Origin of the sequence: Sinorhizobium chiapasense (genome assembly GCF_036488675.1) — a bacterium.
GTDB lineage: Bacteria > Pseudomonadota > Alphaproteobacteria > Rhizobiales > Rhizobiaceae > Sinorhizobium > Sinorhizobium chiapasense.
Genome location: NZ_CP133152.1, coordinates 1401753 through 1421941 on the forward strand (window position 1 = coordinate 1401753; position 20189 = coordinate 1421941).

The window sequence follows — 20189 nt, forward strand, 5'->3', positions numbered from 1 at the left end:
TGACAGATGCCTCAGACCTTTTCCTCGAGTCGCATGAGAGGCGTAATCAATTCGCCGGGTCTCACCACGGTCTCCGACCAATGCCGCAATATCGTTACCGGCGTGATATCCGGCTGGACGACCGGCTCACCAAAAAGCATGTGTCGGACACACATCTCCACTTCATTGAACCCTGCATGGATTCTCACCGCAGTGGTTCCTGAAAACCGCGCATTGATCTCGAAAATGCGAGGAACACCTTCGTCCAGGCGGAATTGGAAATTCGCGGGGCCGAAGGCACCAAGTGCGTCAGCGGCATGTGCCATCGCCCTGCTCAAGGCAGGAAAGCTCTCGGCAAACGCCCGGTAGGTATTACCGTCGCGAAGATCCCTGCGCATGACGATCGTCGCGCGGCATTTCCCGTCGAAGGTCAGCGTGCCTGCTGTGTATTCGCTCGCATCCGATCCGACATATTTCTGTATGACGATGTCGGGCTGCTCGGCTATTGCCCGCCTCAGTTGCTCCCGGTCGCGAACGACGCTGAAGCCGATCGACCTGGCCCCGACCCGCGGCTTGACGACAAGCGGAAACCCGCACTCCTCGATAAGGACTTCTTCATCGCCCGGTAGACAGGAAGGAACGAAGCCTAGACCCCGCTCGCGAAGAAACTCGGAAGTGAGCCATTTATCGTTCGCGATGGACACGACGCCCGGGGGACTGACGATGACCTTGGTCCCGTAAGCGCTCTCGATCGATTCGCGGTTGGCGGAAAGGACCGGAAGTTCCACATCGGTTCCGGGGATAAGGATATCCGGCCGCTCGGTTCGCAACAGGTCGCCCAGCCTGTCCAGATATGAGGGATCGTTGGCCATTCGGATAAGATGCGCAGTATCGGCCCAGTAGAGGCCAGCGGAGAGCGGATTTGGATCCGCGGCCACTATCGTCGCGTTCAAGGTCGAACGCCTCAACGCGCGAATGATGCCTTGCCCGAGCAGGGCACCTGCCCCCGTGATAAAAACCTTCATAACCGCCCTACCCCCAGTTCAAGTAGCTGATCCCTGCAGTGGCCCAACTCGCTCAGACGATGAGCGTCGGAGCCGATGGAAACGAATGGATTGACCTCTTCGCATAGGTGCAGAAATGCCGGCATATCCACCAGGTACGACGAGTTGATTTCAATAGCGATCTGCCGTTCAAGCGCCGCCGTCATCATCTCGCGAAAATAGGCTTCCGGAAAACGGCCGTGTCGTCTCAGGCTCATTCCGCCCGGATGGCCCAAAACGTCTATGGGCGCATTCCTGATCATTCCGATTGAGAGCTGAAATTCAATTTCAGCGGTCCGCTCGAACGACAACTGCTTGAAATCCAAATAGCCGCCCCGCCCATCCGGAAGCCGGTGGACGACTCCGAGAACGATGTCGCATGCGTCGAGCACCTGTTGCGACACATCCAGCCTGCCATTGTCGTCCATGGCTTTGGTCTCACAGCCGACATAGACGTGCAAACCTTCGAAACCACGCGCGAAAGTAACAACCTCATTCTTGAACTCAAGGAACCACGGCGTGTCTTTGCGAACATGCTCCGTGAATGCGACCGCACCCAGTCCGCGCTCTTTGACCGTGCTCAGAATTTCAAGCACCGTCGCCTGCCCATCGGTCCAGGTGGTATGAACCTGCAATTCCACGTTCAAGTGCGCGTGATCGAGTTCCCGGAACCGGCGGAAAACAGGCTTGCCGGCGCTCTTTTTTTCTTGTGCGTACATACTCAATGTGCCCTTCAGCCGGTGCTTTGCGGAATGTCTCGAACTGCCTGCCCTGCGGCAAAGCGCGTGAGGACGGGCCGAGAGCCCCCTAGATCACGATGATTTTAGGTCGGATCGACCTAAAATCATGAACGTGATCGATTCTAATAAGTTAGAGCGGGATGCGGGCGGAAAACCGCACACACTTTTCCTCATCCGGCTCTAGCCAAACGACGCCGACGACATATCCGCCCATGCAATGAAGTGCGGATTTGCGAAATCGCAGTCATCCGTCTGCATCCTCTTGCCGTAGGCGAGCTGAGAGCCGTTCAGGCGAACGACCGAACCGCCCGCGGCCCTGAGGACTGCGTCGCCGGCGGCCGTATCCCACTCCATCGTGCGGCCAAAGCGCGGATAGACATCGGCCTTGCCTTCGGCAACGAGGCAGAACTTCAGCGAAGACCCGATGGACATGCAATCCTTGACGCCGTGCCCAACCAGAAATGCCTCGGTTTCGGAACTGCTGTGCGAGCGGCTGGCAACGGCGGTCAGCGCCGCGCCCCTCGGCCTGGCCCGTATCGTCTCCCGTTTCTCGATCGCGCCGCCGTGGCCGAAAAGCAGTTTCTCGGCCCTGCCCTCGGCTGCCACGTAGGCACAACGCTGGGCCGGCGCATAGACGATACCCGCAACCGGGACGTCTCGCTCTATCAGCGCGATATTGACCGTAAAGTCATTCCGCCGATTGATGAATTCCTTCGTGCCATCCAAAGGGTCGACCAGAAAAAAGGAGCCGCCGCCGATATCGGGAACGTTGCCGCAGGCAACCGCCTCTTCCGCGATCACCGGGACATGGGGGAACAACCGCGAGAGCCGGTCGAGAATGATGATTTCGGCTCTTTCGTCCGCCTCGGTGACGGGCGACTGATCGTCCTTGTAGCAAACATTGGGACCGGCGTCGTAGACACCAAGGATCGCCTCGCCGGCATCGATGGCGATGCGTTCGAGCTCCTCACACAAGGACGTCATTTCTCCTCCATCATCTGGTCGAGATATTCCTCGATCTTGAGGGCCAGCGAAATCGGCTCGTGGCCGACGGTATGAAGATGCAACTCCGGATTTTCGGGCGCCTCATAGGGCGAAGAAATGCCGGTGAAATTCGCAATCTTGCCCGCCAGCGCCTTTTCATAAAGGCCCTTGGGGTCGCGTCGCGCGCATTCTTCCAGGGGCGTATCGACGAATATCTCGATGAACTCGCCCTTCTCCATCAGTTCGCGCGCCATGCGCCGTTCGTCGCGGAACGGAGAAATGAAGGACACAAGCACGATCAGGCCGGCATCGGCCATCAGCTTCGCCACTTCCGCCACGCGCCGAATGTTTTCCACCCGGTCCTCGTCGGTGAAGCCAAGGTCTCGGTTAAGACCGTGGCGCACATTGTCGCCGTCGAGCAGATAGGTATGTTTGCCCCGCGCATGCAGAACCTTGTCGAGAGCATTGGCGATCGTCGACTTTCCGGAACCGGAGAGCCCGGTGAACCAAAGGACGGCGGGTCGCTGGTTCTTAATCGCGCTCCGTGCGCCCTTGTTGACGTCGGTCGCCTGCCAATGGACGTTGTCGGCGCGACGCAGCGGGAAATCGATCATCCCCGCACCGACCGTCGCATTGGAAATCCGGTCGACGATTATGAAGTTGCCCGTCGTCCGATCATCCTTGTATGCGTCGAAGACGATCGGCGCCTGGGTCGAGATATTGCAGACGCCGATTTCGTTCATCTGCAGCGACTTCGCCGCCTCGCGCGCGAAGCTGTTGATGTTGACCTGGTGCTTCAGCGCGGTGACGGTCGCATTCACGCTGTCCGTCTCCGTGCGCAGGATATAGCTTCGCCCGGGGATCATCGGGCTCGGATCGAACCAGATCATGTGCGCCTGGAATTGGTCAGCGACGAAGGGTCTGGCCCCCGGCGCGGCCAACATGTTGCCGCGGGAAGCCTCGACCTCGTCCGAAAGCACCAGCGTGACCGCTTCGCCTTCCACCGCCTTCTGCACTTCGCCGTCATAGGTGACGATGCTCTTGATCGAGGTACGCTGCCCCGATTTGGCGACGATCACCTGGTCACCGACCGAAATCTTGCCGGACGCAATCTGCCCCGCATATCCCCGAAAGTTCGCGTCTGGCCGCATGACCAGTTGAACAGGAAAGCGGAACGGCTTCTGTGCCTCCTGGCGATCGAAATCGATCGTTTCGAGATATTCGAGAAGGGCGGCACCCTGGTACCAGGGCGTCTTCTCCGAATTCGCGATGACGTTGTCGCCAAAGCGTGCCGAGATGGGTATCGGCTTGACGGTTTGAAAGCCAAGCTCGCGCGCAAAGCGCAGATAGTCTTCCGCGATCCTCTCGAAGACCGTCTGGCTGTAGCCGACGAGGTCGATCTTGTTCACTGCCAGCACGACATGGCGGATGCCGAGCAGCGACGCAATGTAGGAGTGGCGTCGTGTTTGCGGGAGAACCCCCTGACGGCTGTCGATGAGGAGCACCGCGAGAGCCGCGGTCGAGGCCCCGGTAACCATGTTGCGCGTATATTCTTCGTGCCCGGGAGTGTCCGCGACGATGAACTTGCGCTTCGAGGTCGAGAAATAACGATAGGCCACATCGATGGTGATGCCCTGTTCGCGCTCGGCCTCGAGGCCGTCCAACAGAAGGGCGAGATCGATGTCGTCGCCATTCGCGCTGCGCTGCGCGCCGACGCGCCCCAGATTGGCAAGCTGGTCCTCATAGACCAGCTTCGCATCGAAAAGCAGCCTGCCGATCAATGTCGACTTGCCGTCATCCACCGAACCGCAGGTTATAAATCGAAGGATCGACTTGTTGTCCTGATCGGCCAGGTGCGCCGCAATATCGAGCGGCGCAAGAGAAGGAAGATAGGACATTAGAAGTAGCCCTCCCGCTTCTTTTTCTCCATGGCACCGGCCTCGTCCCGGTCTATGAGACGGCTCTGTCGCTCGGAGGTCCGTGTCGTCAGCATTTCGCGCAATATGTCGGCGACGGTCGCAGCTTCCGACTCGATCGCGCCCGTCAGCGGATAGCAGCCGAGCGTGCGGAAGCGTACAAGCCGTTCGCTCACGCTTTCCTCCGGCTGAAGAGGCATGCGATCGTCGTCGACCATGATCAGCATGCCATCACGCTCAACGACCGGGCGTTTCGCCGCAAAATAAAGCGGCACGATCGGTACGTCCTCCGTCATGATGTATTGCCAGATGTCGAATTCGGTCCAGTTCGATAACGGAAACACCCGCATCGTCTCGCCCGGACGAATGCGCGTATTGTAGGTTTTCCAAAGTTCGGGACGTTGGTGTTTCGGATCCCAACCGTGCTGGCCATTGCGGATCGAGAATATGCGTTCCTTGGCGCGCGACTTCTCCTCGTCGCGCCGGGCACCGGCAAGCGCCGCGTCAAATCCATACCTGTCGAGCGCCTGCCGCAAGGCAACCGTCTTCATGACGTGCGTGTGGACATTCGACCCGTGCGAAAATGGCCCGATGCCCTGGTCCAGGCCGTCCTGATTGATGTGGACCAGCAGATCGAAGCCGCGCTCCTTCGCCATCCTGTCGCGGAATTCGATCATTTCGCGAAACTTCCATGTGGTGTCCACATGGAGGAAAGGGAAAGGTGGCTTCGATGGAAAAAACGCCTTCATCGCCAGATGCAACAGGACGGAAGAGTCTTTTCCAATGGAGTAGAGTACAACCGGATTTGAAAAGGTTGCAACAACTTCGCGAATGGCGTGAATTGCTTCAGCTTCAAGTCGCCGAAGGTGGGAAAGAGACATTTCGCAATCCCTCTATCAAAAATTTAAAATTTTATACGTGCAATTACTAAGTCGCCCGCGCTCGAAAGCATTGCGGTCTAAAGTATTAAGTGGTCGCAGCCGGCAAAAATAAGGCCGGATCGTCGCGCGGATGTATTTAAACGCTATATCGCTAATATTTCAAGCATCCGGAAAAACGATTCTCGTCCGCTACGGCAGACTAGCAAGCATTTCCTGCGCGCTTGACCTCCCGCGGATTTCCACCGCTTGACCCCGGGAGGAACAAGCGACCGATGCCGCAATATCCCGAAGCGCAGGGCGCTGCTAGACCGGGATGAGGAAAAGTGTGTGCGGTTTTCCGCCCGCATCCCGCGTCTCAACTCATTAGAATCGATCACGTTCATGATTTTAGGTCGATCCGACCTAAAATTCATCGTGATCTAGACGGTCCCGCCAGTAACACGCCTGCCGGTTCAGACGGCACCCGCGGTGCGCGTCTTCAGGATAGCGGAAAAGCGAGGGTCGAAAGTTCGGCTGATCGGCTCCGCGGCGGCACCGATCGCCACGGCCCAAGGGTCGGTAAAGCCCAGTTGCAGGCGCGGCATGCTTCGTGCGCGATGCTCGGCGATCGAAGGCAGCAACGGATGGATGGCCTCGATCAGCAGGCGGGCGAGACCCGGTGGCATGCCGCCACACAGGATGATGGTTTGCGGATCGAAAATGCTCTCCAGCGCCTGAATGGCAGCTTGCAGCTCGAATGCCACGTCTTCGACCCAGGCGGTGACGCGTGCGTCCGGTCCGCCCGCGATCTCGTCGATCCGGCGATAAAGATCCGGATCGGCCGGATCGAGGCCAAGGATCTTGCTGAGCGACGCAATCGAAGCCCGGTGTTCGAGCGGCGCTCGCTGGACGCCGGACGCCGCGCGCGGCTGGCTCAAGATCATGCCGATCTCGCCGGCATTGCCGTTGGCGCCGCGATAGAGTTCGCCATTGAGGATCAACCCGGCCCCGAGGCCATAGCCAAGATAGATGCAAATCGCCTGATCGACCCCGTGCGCTGCGCCGACCATCTTCTCGGCGGTCGCGGCCGCGGCTGCGTCGTTCTGCAAGCGCACGTCGAGGCCGGTGCCGACCGACAGTGTTTCCAAGAGCGGAAAATTCTGCCAGGCCGCCATCATCCAGGGATCGTCGGCGTCCGCCTCGATACCGAACGGTCCGGGCATGGCAACGCCGAGACCGACGAAGCGGTCCCTGGATTGCGGCGCTATCCCCGCCAGGTCGCGACGCGTCCTGGCGATCAAATCCAGAATCGTTGCAACACCCGTCTCCGGGCCACGGGCAGGCAGGTTCGCCTCGCCTCGTGCGAGCACAGTGCCGACCAGATCGACCGCGATCGTGCGCGTGACATGCCGGTCGATCTGCAGGCCGATCGCGAAGGCGCCTTCGGGCACCAGCCGGTACGGCGTCGACGGCTGCCCCCTGCCCTTGCGCACGGCGGCGAGAGACGTGACCAGGCCGTCGCTTTCGAGCTCCTCGATAATGTTCGATACGGTCTGCTTCGTGAGCGCCGTCGCCCGCGCCAGATCGGCGCGCGACAATTGCCCGTTCAACCGCAAAGCGTCGATCATAACGCGGCGGTTGTGCGCGCTGGTCCCCTCCTGATTGGTCCCGCTCTTGGCCCGGATGGGGCGCATGTCGTTCATCCACAAATCCCGCTTGACACTGTTAGAATATTGGCGAAGAAATAAGTCAAGACAATTGACTTAATAAGAGGTCGCAAGAACCTCGGGGGAACGAAGGCGGCCGCGTTACGCTGTCGCAAACGCTCCGATTGATTTGTCGACGGCCGCCGCGCGCTTGCGGCGGGTTCTTCGCATCCGGCGCGCCGATGAGCCGCACCGGCAACTGAAACGATCGGTTATTGGAGGCAACAATGTTGAAATCCACGCGCAACGCATTGCTTGGCGCTGCCCTTGTCGGACTATCCTTCAGCGGCCAGGCTTACGCGGAAACGACGCTGAACGCGCTGTTCATGGCTCAGGCCGCCTACAGCGAGGCCGATGTTCGCGCCATGACGGAGGCGTTCACCAAGGCCAACCCGGATGTGAAGGTCAACCTCGAATTCGTCCCCTATGAAGGACTGCACGACAAGACCGTGCTCGCGCAGGGCTCCGGCGGCGGCTACGACGTCGTCCTGTTCGACGTCATCTGGCCGGCCGAATACGCCACCAACAAGGTGCTGGTCGATGTCACCGACCGCATCACCGACGAGATGAAGAGTGGCGTCCTGCCGGGTGCCTGGACGACGGTCGAATATGACGGCAAGCGCTATGGCATGCCGTGGATCCTCGACACCAAATATCTCTTCTACAACAAGGAGATCCTGGAAAAGGCCGGGATCACCGCGCCGCCGAAGACCTGGGACGAGCTTGCCGAACAGGCAAAGACGATCAAGGACAAGGGACTGCTCGCAACACCCATCGCCTGGAGCTGGTCGCAGGCCGAAGCCGCGATCTGCGACTACACGACGCTGGTCAGCGCCTATGGCGGCAAGTTCATCGAGGGCGGCAAGCCCGCCTTTACCGCCGGCGGCGGTCTCGATGCGCTGAACTACATGGTTTCAAGCTACACCTCCGGCATCACCAATCCGAACTCCAAGGAGTTCCTGGAGGAGGATGTACGCAAGGTGTTCCAGAACGGCGAGGCGGCCTTCGCGCTCAACTGGACCTATATGTACAACCTCGCCAACGACCCCAAGGAGAGCAAGGTTGCCGGCAAGGTCGGCGTCGTGCCGGCTCCGGGCGTCGCCGGCAAGAGCGAGGTTTCTGCGGTCAATGGCTCGATGGGCCTCGGCATCACCTCGACCAGCCAGCATCCGGAAGAGGCGTGGAAATACATCGTCCACATGACCTCGCAGCCGACGCAGAACGCCTATGCGAAGCTCAGCCTGCCGATCTGGGCCTCGTCCTATGAGGATCCCAACGTGACGAAAGGTCAGGAAGAGATGATCGCCGCGGCCAAGCTTGGCCTCGCGGCCATGTATCCGCGGCCGACGACGCCGAAATACCAGGAGCTTTCGACCGCTCTGCAGCAGGCTATTCAGGAAGCCCTGCTCGGCCAGACCTCCGCGGAAGACGCCTTGAAGACAGCTGCCGAGAACAGCGGCCTCTAAAGACGCCAGCGTCACGCTCCGGGCGGCTGGGCCGCCCGGAGCGTGACCGAAGCCCGCAGCCTCTCAAGTCCTCGGCATGGCCGAGCCACAATGAATCGCATGAACGGCCCGGACGGCCGCAAGGGTCTATCCGATGCCCGGTACCTGGATAACAACGCGTGCGTGGCTCCTGATGCTGCCGCTGCTCGTCGTCATGATCGCCGTCATCGGCTGGCCATTGGTCGATACGGTGCGCCTCTCCTTCACCGATGCGAAACTCGTCGGCACCGCAGGCGGCTTCGTCGGCCTCGACAACTACGCAAAAATGCTCGGCGGGTCGAACTTCCAGCGTGCACTGATCACGACGACCTGGTTTGCGGTCGTGTCCGTCGCCGCCGAGATGGTGCTCGGGGTGCTCGCCGCGCTCCTGCTCAACCAAAAATTTCGCGGACGTACGGCGCTCAGAGCCTTGATGATCCTGCCCTGGGCCTTGCCGACGGTCGTCAACGCTACGCTCTGGCGGCTGATCTACAATCCGGAATACGGCGCCCTCAACGCGGCGCTTACCCAGCTCGGCATTATCGACAGCTATCGCTCGTGGCTCGGCGAACCGGGTCTGGCATTGGCGGCGCTGATCGTCGCCGATTGCTGGAAGAATTTTCCGCTGGTGGCGTTGATCGCGCTCGCGGCGCTTCAGGCCGTTCCCCGTGACATCACCGCCGCCGCGCTCGTCGACGGCGCTGGCCCGTTCAATCGCTTTCGCTACGTAATCATGCCCTATCTCGCGGGTCCACTCTTGGTCGCTCTGGTGCTGCGCACCATTGAGGCCTTCAAGGTCTTCGACATCATCTGGGTGATGACGCGCGGCGGACCGGCAAACAGCACGCGGACGCTCTCGATCCTCGTCTATCAGGAGGCCTTTTCCTTTCAGCGAGCGGGCTCTGGCGCCTCGCTTGCCCTCATCGTCACGCTGCTCGTCACCATTCTCGCGGTTGCCTATGCGGCGCTGCTTCGCAAGGCCGCGGGAGCACAATGATGGAACGCCAGAACCCGCTGTTCACCGCCTTCGTCTATCTGAGCGCGCTGCTGCTTGCGGTCGTTATCCTGGCGCCAATCGGCTGGCTCTTCGTCATGAGCATTTCGTCGGCCGCCGACCTTTCCGCGAAGCCTCTCAACTGGTGGCCGGACGAAATCGATCTTTCACGCTACCGCGCCCTGCTTTCGATGATCGAGAACAGCGCCGGCGCCGCCTTCGTCGCCTCGCTCTTCAACAGCCTGAAGGTCGCCGGCATGGCGACGCTCGCCGCGGTTGCCGTCGCCATTCCCGCTGCCTGGGCGGTTTCGCGCACGCCGACGGTCTCCTGGTCGCTTTATGCGGTGATCGCCACCTATATGCTGCCGCCAGTGGCGCTCGCGGTGCCGCTCTATATGGGGCTTGCCTATCTCGGCCTGCTCAACTCGGTCTTCGGGCTGGCGCTTGTTTATCTCACCATCCTCGCACCCTTTACCACCTGGCTGCTGAAGTCAGGCTTCGATTCGATACCCAGGGAAATCGAAAGCGCCGCGATGATCGACGGCGCACGGCTCGACCAGATCCTGCGGCTGCTGACACTGCCGCTTGCCGCCCCGGTGATGGCGACCTCCGCGCTCTTTGCCTTTCTGCTTGCCTGGGACGAATTCTTCTACGCGCTGCTCTTCACCTCCGACCTGCGCGCCAAGACGCTTACCGTCGCCATAGCGGACCTCGCCGGCGGTCGCGTATCCGACTACGGATTGATCGCCACCGCCGGTGTGCTTGCCGCCCTGCCCCCGGTACTGATCGGTCTTGTCATGCAACGGGCCCTGATTTCCGGGCTCACAAGCGGCGGCGTCAAAGGATGATCATGAAGGCTTCCAAGCAAAGGCCCGCCGGGCTCATCGCGATCGACAGGGAAATGGCGCGCCAGCATGCCGATGCCATCGCCTCCTATGAACGGTCGGCGACGCTGGCGCAGAAAGTCGCCATCTCGCTGCGGTCGACAGGCCGCCTCCTCCTGCTGGGCATGGGTGGCTCGCACGCCGTCAGCCGCGCGGTCGAGCCGCTCTACCGGGCGCTCGGCATCGAAGCCGTCGCTCTGCCGCTTTCCGAGCAACTCGGCCAGCCGTTGGCAATCGAGGGAAAGACCGTTCTCATCACCTCGCAATCGGGCGAAAGCGCCGAGGTGCTGCGCTGGTTCAAGGAGACGAACGGCGGCACGCCGGATACGTTCGGCCTGACGCTGGAGGACAATTCCTTTCTGGCGCGCACCGCACCGTCGCTCATCGGCGCTGGCGGCACGGAGCAGGCTTTTGCCGCAACCCGCAGCCTAACGATCAGTTTCGCGCTCCATCTTTCAGTCCTTGCCGCCCTTGGCGATGATCCGGCCGGCGCGCTTCATGCCCTTCGCGAGCCCGAGTCCCCGGCGATCGACGATGCACTTGCAGCGCTCGCCGACGTGCGCGCCGTGGTCACCTCCGGCCGCAGACTGCAAGGCCTTGCCGAGGCGATCGCGCTCGGACTTACCGAACTGGCCCGTATACCCTGCTTCTCGCTCGAGGGTGGACAACTTCGCCACGGCCCCATGGAAATGCTCGGCCCGGATGTCGGCGTTGTGCTTTTCCGCGCCGCCGATCCGACGGCAGATCTCGTCGTCGCGATGGCGACCTCCGCAGCAGAAGCAGGCTCCCCGGTAGTCGTCTTCGATGCCTCCGGTGAACCGCCGGTCGAAGGGATCACGACCATCCGCTTCCAGCGTGCCGCGGGTCTAGCGGCCATCTTTGCCATGCTGCCCGTCGCGCAGTCGCTGATGCTCGCCTTCGCCGATGCACGCGTTGACAATGCCGGCACACCGGTGCGCTCCACCAAGATCACCCGGAGCGAGTGACGCCATGCGACCGCTTGCAGTCATCGGCAACGTCAACATCGACCTGATCCTCGGCCCGGCCGAGCCCTGGCCGAAGGCCGGCACGGAAATCATCGTCGATCATGACGAGCTGCGCGTCGGCGGCTGCGCCGGCAACAGCGCGCTTGCCTGGGATTCGCTCGGCGTCGACTACGCGATTGCCGCGAATGTCGGCAATGACCAGTTCGGCATCTGGCTGAAGGAGGCCTTCGGCGCGCGCGGGCGGGATTGGCCGGTCGAAGCCGTCGGCACGACGCTGTCGGTCGGAATCACCCACCCGGACGGCGAGCGCACGTTTTTCACCACACGCGGGCACCTGCCGCTCTTCAGCTTCGACGAAGTTCGCACGATGCTCGACGGCGAACGTCTTCGCGGCGGCTTTGCGCTGCTCGCGGGATCGTTCCTGACCGACGCGCTGACGCTCGCCTATGACGAGTTCTTCGACTGGGCCGACGCGCACGGCATTGCGGTCGCGCTCGATACCGGCTGGCCCCTCGACGGCTGGACCGGGGCGAACAAACGCAAGTCTCTCGACTGGCTGAAGCGCTGCCATTGCGCACTCTTCAACGAAGTCGAGACGACGACACTGACCGGCGAGACAGACCCCGGCGAGGCCGCCCGTCTCCTGAAGGCACGGATGCCTTCCGAAGCGATCGTCGTCGTCAAGCGCGGGCCCCGTGGTGCGCTTGCCCTCGACCAGACCGGAGCCCAGTTCTCGGTTCCCGCGCCTCGTGTCGACGTCGTCGACACGATCGGCGCCGGCGACGTTTTCAACGCCGGTTTCCTGGCCGCGCTTGCGGCGGATTTGCCGCTCGAACACTGTCTCAGGATCGGCGTCACGGTCGCATCCGAAGCCATTTCCACGCTGCCGCGCAGCTATGGCAAACCCCTTTTGGCCTTCCTTGAGGAAACCAGGAAATGAGTGCACTCGAAATCCGCGACATCCACAAGCGCTACGGCGAGGTGGAAACGCTGAAGGGCATCGACATCGCGCTCGAAAGCGGCGAGTTCCTGGTGCTCCTCGGCTCGTCCGGTTGCGGCAAGTCCACCCTGTTGAACATTATCGCCGGGCTTGCGGAGCCAAGCCGCGGCGACGTCAGGATCGGCGAACGCTCGATCCTGGGCTTGCATCCCAAGGACAGGGACATCGCCATGGTGTTCCAGTCCTACGCGCTCTATCCGAACATGAGCGTCGCCCGCAACATCGGCTTCGGCCTCGAGATGCGCAAGGTGCCGGCGGCCGAGCGCGAGAGGGCGGTCGTGGCGGCAGCAAGGCTGTTGCAGATCGAAAACCTTCTCGACCGCAAGCCGAGCCAGCTTTCCGGCGGCCAGCGCCAAAGGGTTGCGATCGGCCGGGCACTGGTGCGCAATCCGCAGGTCTTTCTTTTCGACGAGCCGCTGTCGAACCTCGACGCAAAGCTGCGCATGGAGATGCGCACCGAACTGAAGCGCCTGCACCAGATGCTGAAGACGACCGTCGTCTACGTGACGCACGACCAGATCGAGGCGATGACGCTTGCGACCCGCATTGCCGTCATGCGCGACGGCCGCATCGAACAGCTCGGCACGCCGGAGGATATCTACGACCGGCCGGCAACTCTCTACGTCGCAGGCTTCGTCGGTTCGCCGCCCATGAACATTCTCGACGCGGAAGTTATCGAAAATGCCCTCAAGCTTATCGGCTCGGAGGAGGCGCTTCCGCTGCCGGTGGATTTCAAAGGAGCCGCGGCCGCGGGCCGGCGCGTCAAGATCGGCATCCGCCCGGAAACACTGCGGCTCGCAAGCGCGGATACACCGGGCGTCCGCATCAAGGCGCAAGTCGAAGTCATGGAACTGACGGGACCGGAGCTTGTGACGACCGCAAAGCTCGGCGAACAGCGCATCACCGCCTGCCTTCCGCCGCGCACGCGTTTTGGCGCCGGATCGCAACAGCTCTTCTCCTTCGATGAGGCGTCGCTGCATCTGTTCGATCCTGAGAGCGGCCGGTCGCTACGGGCGGTATGAAAGCCGATCGGGATCGGTTAAGTTCGCCACAACCCATGATTTGCCGTAGTTCATTTGAGATCACGCAGTTCCGGACGGAAAACCGTTACACACTTTTCCTGGAACTGCTCTAAAAGGAAGTCCGCCGCATGACCCTGCCGATCGAAACGCCCGCGGTGCTGGTCGACATCGAGATCGCCCGCCGCAACATCCGCGCGTTCCAGGACTACGCGGATCGCCACGGCATTCGGGTGCGGCCGCATATAAAGACGCACAAGCTCCCGCAGATGGCCGAGCTGCAGCTTGAGGCCGGAGCAATCGGCATAACCTGCCAGAAGGTCACCGAGGCAGAGGCGATGGTCGAAGGCAGCGCGCAGATCAAGGACGTGCTGATCACCTACAACATCCTCGGAGCGGAAAAGCTCACGCGCCTCGCGGAACTCAACAAACGCGTCACGCTTAGCGTGGTCGCCGACAACCCGACCGTCATCGACGGTCTGTCGGCCCGTTTCGCCCGCGAAGACCAACCGCTGACCGTGCTTGTCGAATGCAACACCGGCGCCGATCGCTGCGGCGTGGCGACACCGGCCGAGGCAGCAGGCCTCGCCCGGCGCATAGCCGATGCACCCGGATTGCATTTCGGCGGCCTGATGACCTATCCGCCGGTCGGAGGAACCGAGCGCGTCCAGGCCTTCATGAGCGAGGCGAAGCGCCTGATCGAAGCGGGCGGCATCGACGTTCCGACCATCACCTCCGGCGGCACCCCGAACATGATGGAGGCGGCCGGCGCATCCGTCGCGACCGAACACCGTCCGGGAACCTATATCTACAACGATCGCTCGCTCGTCGCCCGCGGCGTGGCGACGTGGGACGATTGCGCGCTGACGGTGCTTGCGACCGTCGTCTCGGTTCCCGCCGAAAACAGGGCGATCATCGATGCCGGCAGCAAGGTCCTGACCTCCGACCTTCTCGGTCTTTCCGGCTACGGCCATGTGCTTGGACGCAACGACATCAGGATCGACCAGCTTTCGGAAGAGCACGGCAGGCTCGTCTCCGACGGTCCGATCAACCTGAAGGTCGGCGACAGGCTGCGCATCGTTCCGAACCATGCCTGCGTCGTGACCAACATGGTCGATGCGGTTCATATCGTGGAAGGCAATGAGGCGAGGGCCACTTGGCCGATCGTCGCACGCGGCCGCGTTCTCTAGCAGCGAGCCCTCACCAGGGGATCGGCACTTCGGCCGATCCATCAGACATGGCTTCGCGGCCGCAGCCTCAGAAATGAATGGTCATGACGATGTCCTGGTCGAAGTCGCCAAAGCCTTTGCCGAAGATGTTCAGGCCGCCGGGATTTTTAGCCTTCTCATCGATGCCGATGCGAAACCGGATCGAGTGATGATCCGGAATTCCGAGCGATGCGATCGTCTGGGTCGACACCATGGCGCCGTCGATCCAGGTGCCCCGGTCGTCGATGGTCCAAGTCTTGAGCTTGCCATATTGCGAGCCGCTGAGCTTCCACCAGGCCGGCGAATAGATCCCCCGGCGATCGCCGAAGTCACCAGGCGATGTCCAGTAGCCGGCTTTGACGCCGTTGATCCAGATGGAGATGTCGGACGGCCAATTGGCGTTGGTGGCCGGCGTCTCGGAACTCAGCTCGGCCGAGAATTCGATTTTGCGGATCGGCCGGCCGCTGACCTTGGCATTGTTGGGGAATTTGTACTCGACATAACCCCGCGTGAACCACAGAAGTGCTGCCTGCATGCGCTGCGGATCGAGGAAGACTTCCTGAACGTCGAGCATGCCGATCACATTGTTGACGGAGCAGAGGCCGCACGGCGCCTCGACCTCGAATTCGGTAAAGAGCCCGATCGGCATGCTGACGGTCACGATGTCCGGCGAAAGATTGGTCCGGTTGTCGAACCGGATCAGGATTTCGCCATAGATGCTGGAGCAGATCTTCTGATTGCCCTTCGAGGCCTTCATCGTATGCGTCTGGATCAACCCGGCCTTTTCGAGCGACTTGAGGTTTGTCGCCACCGTCGATTGCGGCATAGCCATGTGGGCGGCGATATCGTTGACGTTCAATGGCCCCTTCAGGCGCAGGAGATTGAGAATTTCGATGCGCGTGGCGGAGCCGAGCGCCTGCACGACCTCGACATCCTTGATCGGATCCACGGTTAAAAGCTTCGTCTCCATTCTATACTACTGAAACTCCGGCTCGGGCGCTGGCTGGTCTGCTGATATCATGCAAATCCGTCAGCTGTCGCATAGTTTTCCTTGTCGAGGGAGCGGCACGCCCCCTCGCGCGATTCATCCTTTTATCCCGGAGGACAGCATCAGCGCCTGCGTCACACGCTTCTGGAACAGAAGGTAGGCGACTGCCACCGGCATTGCCGCGAGGATGGCAACCGCCATGTCGCGGGCGTATTTCACCCCGAAGGCGTCACCGACCTGGGTGATCCCGACCGTAACCGTCATCATCTCCTCCGAACTCGTCACGAGGAAGGGCCAGAGGAAGGCGTTCCACGCCATGATGTAGGTGATGATGGCAAGCGCCGTGGTGATCCCCCAGTTCAGCGGGAGGTAGAGCCGAAACAGGATCTGGAAATCACCGCAGCCGTCGAGTTTGGCTGCTTCCCGCAGCTCCTTCGGCACGGAATCGAAGAACTGTTTGTAGACGATGACGACGACCGGAATGATGAGCTGCGGCAGGATGATACCGCCCCAGCTGTTGATCAGGCCGAACCGGTGCATCAGCACGAATTGTGAAACGACGAGCGCCTGCGAGGGGACCATGAAGCTCGCGAGAATGATGCCGTAGAGCAGTCTGCGCCCCGCAAAGACAATCTGCGACAAGGCATAGGCGCACATCACGCTGATGAGGATGACCACCACTGTGACTGCGATGGAGGTGACAATCGAGTTCACGTACCAGGCGGCGAGTTTGGTCTCGAACAAGGCGAAGTAATAGGCCGAGAAATTGAAGACGTCAGGAATGAACGTGGTCTTGGTGACGACTTCCTGTTCCGGCTTCACCGAGGTGATCACCGCCCAATAGATCGGGAAGGCCCACATGCAGGCAACGCAAAGCGTCAGAACCAGGAGCAGGACGTTGCCGATGGATTTCCGTTGCATGGATCAGCGCCCCCTTACGCGCAAGAGCTGGTATTGCAGCACCGAAACGCTGGCGATGATCAGGAAGAGGAAGACCGCGACCGCGGAGCCGAGCCCGCCGTGATTGAGACGGAAAGCCTCGCGGTAGACGAGCTGGAGCAGCACGTAGGTCGAATTGAACGGCCCGCCCTCCGTCATCAGATACACCTGGTCGAAGATCTTGAGCTGCAGGATCAGTTGAAGCGTCAGCACAAGGGCGGTGACGGGCCAGATCAGCGGCCAGGTGATCCGGCGAAAGCACTGCCAGCGCGTCGCGCCATCAAGCGTCGCCGCCTCGTAGTAATCGGCCGGGATATTGCGCAAGCCGGCAATGAAAAGCAGGAGATTGAAGCCGTTGGTCCACCATACCGTGACAAGCGCCACCATCGGCATCGCCCATAGCGGATCGCGAAAAACACTGATGCGCTTGCCGGTGAAGAATTCGATTGCGTATTGGGCGACACCGAATTGCTGGTCCAGCACCCATTTCCAGATCTCCGTCACGACAGAGACCGGCAGGATGTAGGGCAGGAAGAACAGGACCAGCACAAGGCTTTGCAACCAGCCTCTGAGACGCACGACCATCAGCGCGAGGCCGAGCCCGACCAGCGTGTTCGGCACAACGGTGAGCACGACGAAATAGCCGGTGTTCCAGACCGACGTGTAGAAGAGCTTCTGATTGAGCAGCTTGACGTAATTGTCGAAGCCGACCCACTGCCCCTCGCCAATCAGCGGCGCGTTCGTGAAGCTCAAGGCGAACATCTTGTAGACGGGATAGGCGAAAACCGTCAGGTAGGTGATCACGAATGGCGCGATCATCAAAATGACGGTCAGCGTTCTGCGCCGTCCCTCGCTCGTCAACACGCAATTGTCCTCCGTTACCAATTCGGGGGGGCGGGACCAGCCGATGACAGACCGGCTGGTCCGTCATCACGTTACATCTGGCCCTTGAGCTCCTCGCGCAGCTGCTCGATCGCTTCCTCGGGATCGAGTTGACCGTTCAGAGCCGGTACGATGAAGTTCTGCGTCGCCTCGTAGATCGGCCCGGCGACGCCGGCGAGCGGCGAAACGGGATCGAAGACGGCCGTATCCGCGAGCTTTGCGTAGGTAGCGTTCGGTTGCATTGCCTTGAACTCGGCACTCTCGGTCACGGGCCTGAAGGCCGGGATGTGCCCTGCGTCAGCCCATGAAAGGCTGTGTTCGTTCATCCACGCGATGATCTGCAGCACCGCTTTCAGCTTTTCCGGTGTAATCGGCTTGGCGTCGCTGTTCGGCACGGCGAAGGCGTGGGAATCCGCCCAGGTAGCCGGCTGGCCCATCAACACCGGAATCTGGATGGCGCCCCATTCGAAGCCGAGGTTGCCGTTTTTCGCGAGGTCCGTCATCGTCGGCACTTCCCAGACGCCGTTGATGTGCATCGCCGCCTTGCCCGACGTGAAGAGCGCGATCGAGGCTTCATAGGAAATCAGTTGCGGCGAGTAGCCGGACGAAACCCAGTTCGCCATCGTCGTCAGCGCCTTCATGCCGGCGTCACCGGGAAGGATTTCCCCGCCGTCGATGAATTTGCCGCCCTGCTGGGAAAGCAGCGTGTAGAACACGCGCCACATGGAGCCGCCTTCATCGGTATGCAGGGAGAGCGGATACTGGACCTTGCCCGTCGCCTTGATCTTATCAAGCGCGGCGTTGAAGTTGTCCAATCCGTCGAGGCCTTTCGGAAGGCCGTCATCGCCGAGCAGTCCTGCCTCCTTCAGGATATTCTTGTTGTAGTAGAGGACGATGGCGTGGACGTCGAAGGGAATGCCGTAGACCTTGCCGTCGGCAGAGGCCGAGTTCCAGCTCGCATCGACGTAGTTTTCCTTCTTGATACCCGCCTCCGCGAGCTCCTCGGGCGCCAGCGGCCGAAGAATGCCCGACGGGATCGCCAGCGGGAAGCGCGACAGGTGATAGGTCATGATGTCCGGCTGTTGGCCGACGGCCGTCGACGTCTGCACCTTGGTATAGAAGGGGACGCCCCATTCAAGCGTCGTCGCGTTGATTTTGATGTCCGGATGGGTGTCGTTGAATTCCTTGATCAGCGCCTTCATGCGCACACCGTCGCCGCCGCTCAGGAAATCCCACCAGGTAATGTCGGTCTGCGCAAAGGCGGTTGCCGAAGGCAGGACCGCCAGCGCACCCGCAAGGACTAATTTCAAAAGCTTTTTCACGTCTGTCTCCTCCTCGATACAAGCATGATGCTTCATTGAATCGGCGGATCACGATCGCGCCGCACTGCCTCCCTGTCCGGATGTTTTCCATCCGGCTTGCGAGCATTTCGGCCCGCAATCCACATTTTCCGCTTCATATCCGCATTTCGGATATCAACGCAGCCGCGTGCCCTGCTCGTCGAAGGCGAACATGCTGCGGAGATCCAGACTGAGCCTCACCTCCTGCTTCGGGTGCGGCCGCTCCTCGCCGCGGCATTCGACTGTCATCTCCCCACCTGTTGCCGTCAGCACGTGCAGGTAGCCGGTTCCGCCCAGCTCCTCGATGAATTCTGCCCGCGCCTTGAGCGGCACTCCTCCCTCCCGATCGCCAAGCGTGACATGCTCCGGTCGCACGCCGACGAAGATTTGGCTGCCGACAGGGAACCCTGCCCTTGAATTGATGTCGAAGGTGGCTCCCGGCGCGCCGTGAAGCTCGATGGACAGCCGCGTTGCGTCGCTCCCCGTCACGCGCCCTTTGAGGAAATTCATTCCCGGCGAGCCGATAAAGCCTGCGACGAACATGTTGTCCGGGTTGCGGTAAAGTTCGAGGGGAGCGCCGACCTGTTGAACGACGCCGCCTTTCAAGACGACGATCTTGTCGGCGAGCGTCATCGCTTCGACCTGGTCGTGGGTGACGTAAATCATCGTCGCACCGATCTGGCGATGCAGGCGGGCGATCTCCATGCGCATCTTCACCCGCAGTTCCGCATCGAGATTCGAAAGCGGTTCATCGAAGAGAAAGACGCGCGGCTCGCGGACGATGGCCCGGCCAATCGCCACGCGCTGGCGCTGTCCACCGGAGAGCTGGCTCGGCTTGTGGCTCAGATAGTCGGTCAGCCGCAGGATTTCTGCCGCCGCCTTCACCTTCGTCTCGATTTCCGGCTTCGGCCGGCGCGCAATGGAAAGGCTGAAGGCCATGTTGTCGAAGACGGACAAATGCGGATAGAGGGCATAGGATTGGAAGACCATCGCCACGCCGCGCTTCGACGCTTCCTTACGGGTCACGTCCTCGGATTCGATCCTGATCTCGCCGCCGGTCGTTTCCTCCAGCCCGGCGATCATGCGCAGAAGCGTCGATTTCCCGCAGCCGGAAGGACCGACGAAAACGGCGAACTCCCCCTGCTCGATCTCGATATCGACATCGTGGATCACCTTCATGGCACCGAACGACTTGCTGACGCCGGTCAACTTGATTCCGGACATTGTGCCTCCCGCT

General features: G+C 61.2%; 18 protein-coding genes. 7 read left to right on the forward strand and 11 right to left on the reverse strand.

Features of this window, described 5'->3' with window-relative positions; translation table 11 throughout:
• Window positions 1-11: 11 nt before the first annotated feature.
• The 6 genes from RB548_RS31065 to RB548_RS31090 all read right to left on the reverse strand — a co-directional run bounded on the left by RB548_RS31065 (window position 12) and on the right by RB548_RS31090 (window position 7225).
• A complete protein-coding gene (locus RB548_RS31065; RefSeq protein WP_331376210.1) occupies window positions 12-1004 on the reverse strand; it encodes an ATP-grasp domain-containing protein in 993 nt (330 codons plus the stop codon).
• Window positions 1001-1741, reverse strand: coding sequence for a PHP domain-containing protein (locus RB548_RS31070; RefSeq protein WP_331376212.1), 741 nt, complete (start codon window positions 1739-1741; stop codon window positions 1001-1003). The genes RB548_RS31065 and RB548_RS31070 overlap by 4 nt, the downstream gene beginning before the upstream one ends.
• A 201-nt stretch (window positions 1742-1942) precedes the next feature.
• Window positions 1943-2746 (reverse strand): 3'(2'),5'-bisphosphate nucleotidase CysQ, encoded by an 804-nt coding sequence (gene cysQ, locus RB548_RS31075; protein ID WP_331376213.1) that lies wholly within the window; start codon window positions 2744-2746, stop codon window positions 1943-1945.
• Window positions 2743-4644: a bifunctional sulfate adenylyltransferase/adenylyl-sulfate kinase NodQ gene (gene nodQ / locus RB548_RS31080; RefSeq protein ID WP_331376214.1), complete on the reverse strand. Its 1902-nt coding sequence runs from the start codon at window positions 4642-4644 to the stop codon at window positions 2743-2745. Before nodQ ends, cysQ begins: the two co-directional genes overlap by 4 nt.
• Window positions 4644-5543: a sulfate adenylyltransferase subunit CysD gene (gene cysD / locus RB548_RS31085; protein WP_331375569.1), complete on the reverse strand. Its 900-nt coding sequence runs from the start codon at window positions 5541-5543 to the stop codon at window positions 4644-4646. The genes nodQ and cysD overlap by 1 nt, the downstream gene beginning before the upstream one ends.
• 452 nt (window positions 5544-5995) lie before the next feature.
• A complete protein-coding gene (locus RB548_RS31090; RefSeq protein ID WP_331376215.1) occupies window positions 5996-7225 on the reverse strand; it encodes an ROK family transcriptional regulator in 1230 nt (409 codons plus the stop codon).
• A 230-nt stretch (window positions 7226-7455) separates the two neighbouring features.
• Here RB548_RS31090 and RB548_RS31095 point away from each other — a divergent pair, with 230 nt between their 5' ends.
• From RB548_RS31095 to RB548_RS31125, 7 genes are all read left to right on the forward strand, one after another.
• The gene (locus tag RB548_RS31095) at window positions 7456-8694 is read left to right on the forward strand and encodes an extracellular solute-binding protein (RefSeq protein ID WP_331376216.1); all 1239 of its coding nucleotides are present in this window, start codon (window positions 7456-7458) and stop codon (window positions 8692-8694) included.
• Window positions 8695-8827: 133 nt separating this feature from the next.
• Window positions 8828-9709 (forward strand): carbohydrate ABC transporter permease, encoded by an 882-nt coding sequence (locus RB548_RS31100; RefSeq protein ID WP_331376217.1) that lies wholly within the window; start codon window positions 8828-8830, stop codon window positions 9707-9709.
• Complete coding sequence (locus RB548_RS31105) at window positions 9709-10554, forward strand: carbohydrate ABC transporter permease (RefSeq protein WP_331376218.1); 846 nt, start codon at window positions 9709-9711, stop codon at window positions 10552-10554. The genes RB548_RS31100 and RB548_RS31105 overlap by 1 nt, the downstream gene beginning before the upstream one ends.
• The gene (locus RB548_RS31110) at window positions 10551-11576 is read left to right on the forward strand and encodes an SIS domain-containing protein (RefSeq protein WP_331376219.1); all 1026 of its coding nucleotides are present in this window, start codon (window positions 10551-10553) and stop codon (window positions 11574-11576) included. Before RB548_RS31105 ends, RB548_RS31110 begins: the two co-directional genes overlap by 4 nt.
• Window positions 11577-11580: 4 nt before the next feature.
• Complete coding sequence (locus RB548_RS31115; RefSeq protein ID WP_331376220.1) at window positions 11581-12516, forward strand: PfkB family carbohydrate kinase; 936 nt, start codon at window positions 11581-11583, stop codon at window positions 12514-12516.
• Window positions 12513-13598, forward strand: coding sequence for an ABC transporter ATP-binding protein (locus tag RB548_RS31120; protein WP_331376221.1), 1086 nt, complete (start codon window positions 12513-12515; stop codon window positions 13596-13598). The genes RB548_RS31115 and RB548_RS31120 overlap by 4 nt, the downstream gene beginning before the upstream one ends.
• Before the next feature lie 128 nt (window positions 13599-13726).
• Window positions 13727-14785 carry a D-TA family PLP-dependent enzyme gene (locus tag RB548_RS31125; protein ID WP_331376222.1) on the forward strand — a complete coding sequence of 353 codons (1059 nt, stop codon included), beginning with the start codon at window positions 13727-13729 and terminating at the stop codon, window positions 14783-14785.
• A gap of 67 nt (window positions 14786-14852) precedes the next feature.
• Here RB548_RS31125 and RB548_RS31130 read toward each other — a convergent pair whose 3' ends face one another.
• The 5 genes from RB548_RS31130 to RB548_RS31150 all read right to left on the reverse strand — a co-directional run bounded on the left by RB548_RS31130 (window position 14853) and on the right by RB548_RS31150 (window position 20176).
• Window positions 14853-15773 carry an ArsR/SmtB family transcription factor gene (locus RB548_RS31130; RefSeq protein ID WP_331376223.1) on the reverse strand — a complete coding sequence of 307 codons (921 nt, stop codon included), beginning with the start codon at window positions 15771-15773 and terminating at the stop codon, window positions 14853-14855.
• 114 nt (window positions 15774-15887) lie between these two features.
• Entirely contained in the window at window positions 15888-16712 is an 825-nt protein-coding gene (locus RB548_RS31135) for a carbohydrate ABC transporter permease (RefSeq protein ID WP_331376224.1), read from the reverse strand.
• Between the two features lie 3 nt (window positions 16713-16715).
• A complete protein-coding gene (locus RB548_RS31140; RefSeq protein ID WP_331377178.1) occupies window positions 16716-17591 on the reverse strand; it encodes a carbohydrate ABC transporter permease in 876 nt (291 codons plus the stop codon).
• Between the two features lie 74 nt (window positions 17592-17665).
• A complete protein-coding gene (locus RB548_RS31145) occupies window positions 17666-18934 on the reverse strand; it encodes an ABC transporter substrate-binding protein (RefSeq protein WP_331376225.1) in 1269 nt (422 codons plus the stop codon).
• A 153-nt stretch (window positions 18935-19087) separates the two neighbouring features.
• Window positions 19088-20176 carry an ABC transporter ATP-binding protein gene (locus RB548_RS31150; RefSeq protein ID WP_331376226.1) on the reverse strand — a complete coding sequence of 363 codons (1089 nt, stop codon included), beginning with the start codon at window positions 20174-20176 and terminating at the stop codon, window positions 19088-19090.
• Between the last annotated feature and the right edge of the window lie 13 nt (window positions 20177-20189).

Bases quoted from the DNA above. Each gene is read 5' to 3' on its own strand.
- RB548_RS31065 (WP_331376210.1), bottom strand. From the start codon at position 1,004: ATGAAGGTTTTTATCACGGGGGCAGGTGCCCTGCTCGGGCAAGGCATC.
- RB548_RS31070 (WP_331376212.1), bottom strand. From the start codon at position 1,741: ATGTACGCACAAGAAAAAAAGAGCGCCGGCAAGCCTGTTTTCCGCCGG.
- cysQ (WP_331376213.1), bottom strand. From the start codon at position 2,746: ATGACGTCCTTGTGTGAGGAGCTCGAACGCATCGCCATCGATGCCGGC.
- nodQ (WP_331376214.1), bottom strand. From the start codon at position 4,644: ATGTCCTATCTTCCTTCTCTTGCGCCGCTCGATATTGCGGCGCACCTG.
- cysD (WP_331375569.1), bottom strand. From the start codon at position 5,543: ATGTCTCTTTCCCACCTTCGGCGACTTGAAGCTGAAGCAATTCACGCC.
- RB548_RS31090 (WP_331376215.1), bottom strand. From the start codon at position 7,225: ATGAACGACATGCGCCCCATCCGGGCCAAGAGCGGGACCAATCAGGAG.
- RB548_RS31095 (WP_331376216.1), top strand. From the start codon at position 7,456: ATGTTGAAATCCACGCGCAACGCATTGCTTGGCGCTGCCCTTGTCGGA.
- RB548_RS31100 (WP_331376217.1), top strand. From the start codon at position 8,828: ATGCCCGGTACCTGGATAACAACGCGTGCGTGGCTCCTGATGCTGCCG.
- RB548_RS31105 (WP_331376218.1), top strand. From the start codon at position 9,709: ATGGAACGCCAGAACCCGCTGTTCACCGCCTTCGTCTATCTGAGCGCG.
- RB548_RS31110 (WP_331376219.1), top strand. From the start codon at position 10,551: ATGATCATGAAGGCTTCCAAGCAAAGGCCCGCCGGGCTCATCGCGATC.
- RB548_RS31115 (WP_331376220.1), top strand. From the start codon at position 11,581: ATGCGACCGCTTGCAGTCATCGGCAACGTCAACATCGACCTGATCCTC.
- RB548_RS31120 (WP_331376221.1), top strand. From the start codon at position 12,513: ATGAGTGCACTCGAAATCCGCGACATCCACAAGCGCTACGGCGAGGTG.
- RB548_RS31125 (WP_331376222.1), top strand. From the start codon at position 13,727: ATGACCCTGCCGATCGAAACGCCCGCGGTGCTGGTCGACATCGAGATC.
- RB548_RS31130 (WP_331376223.1), bottom strand. From the start codon at position 15,773: ATGGAGACGAAGCTTTTAACCGTGGATCCGATCAAGGATGTCGAGGTC.
- RB548_RS31135 (WP_331376224.1), bottom strand. From the start codon at position 16,712: ATGCAACGGAAATCCATCGGCAACGTCCTGCTCCTGGTTCTGACGCTT.
- RB548_RS31150 (WP_331376226.1), bottom strand. From the start codon at position 20,176: ATGTCCGGAATCAAGTTGACCGGCGTCAGCAAGTCGTTCGGTGCCATG.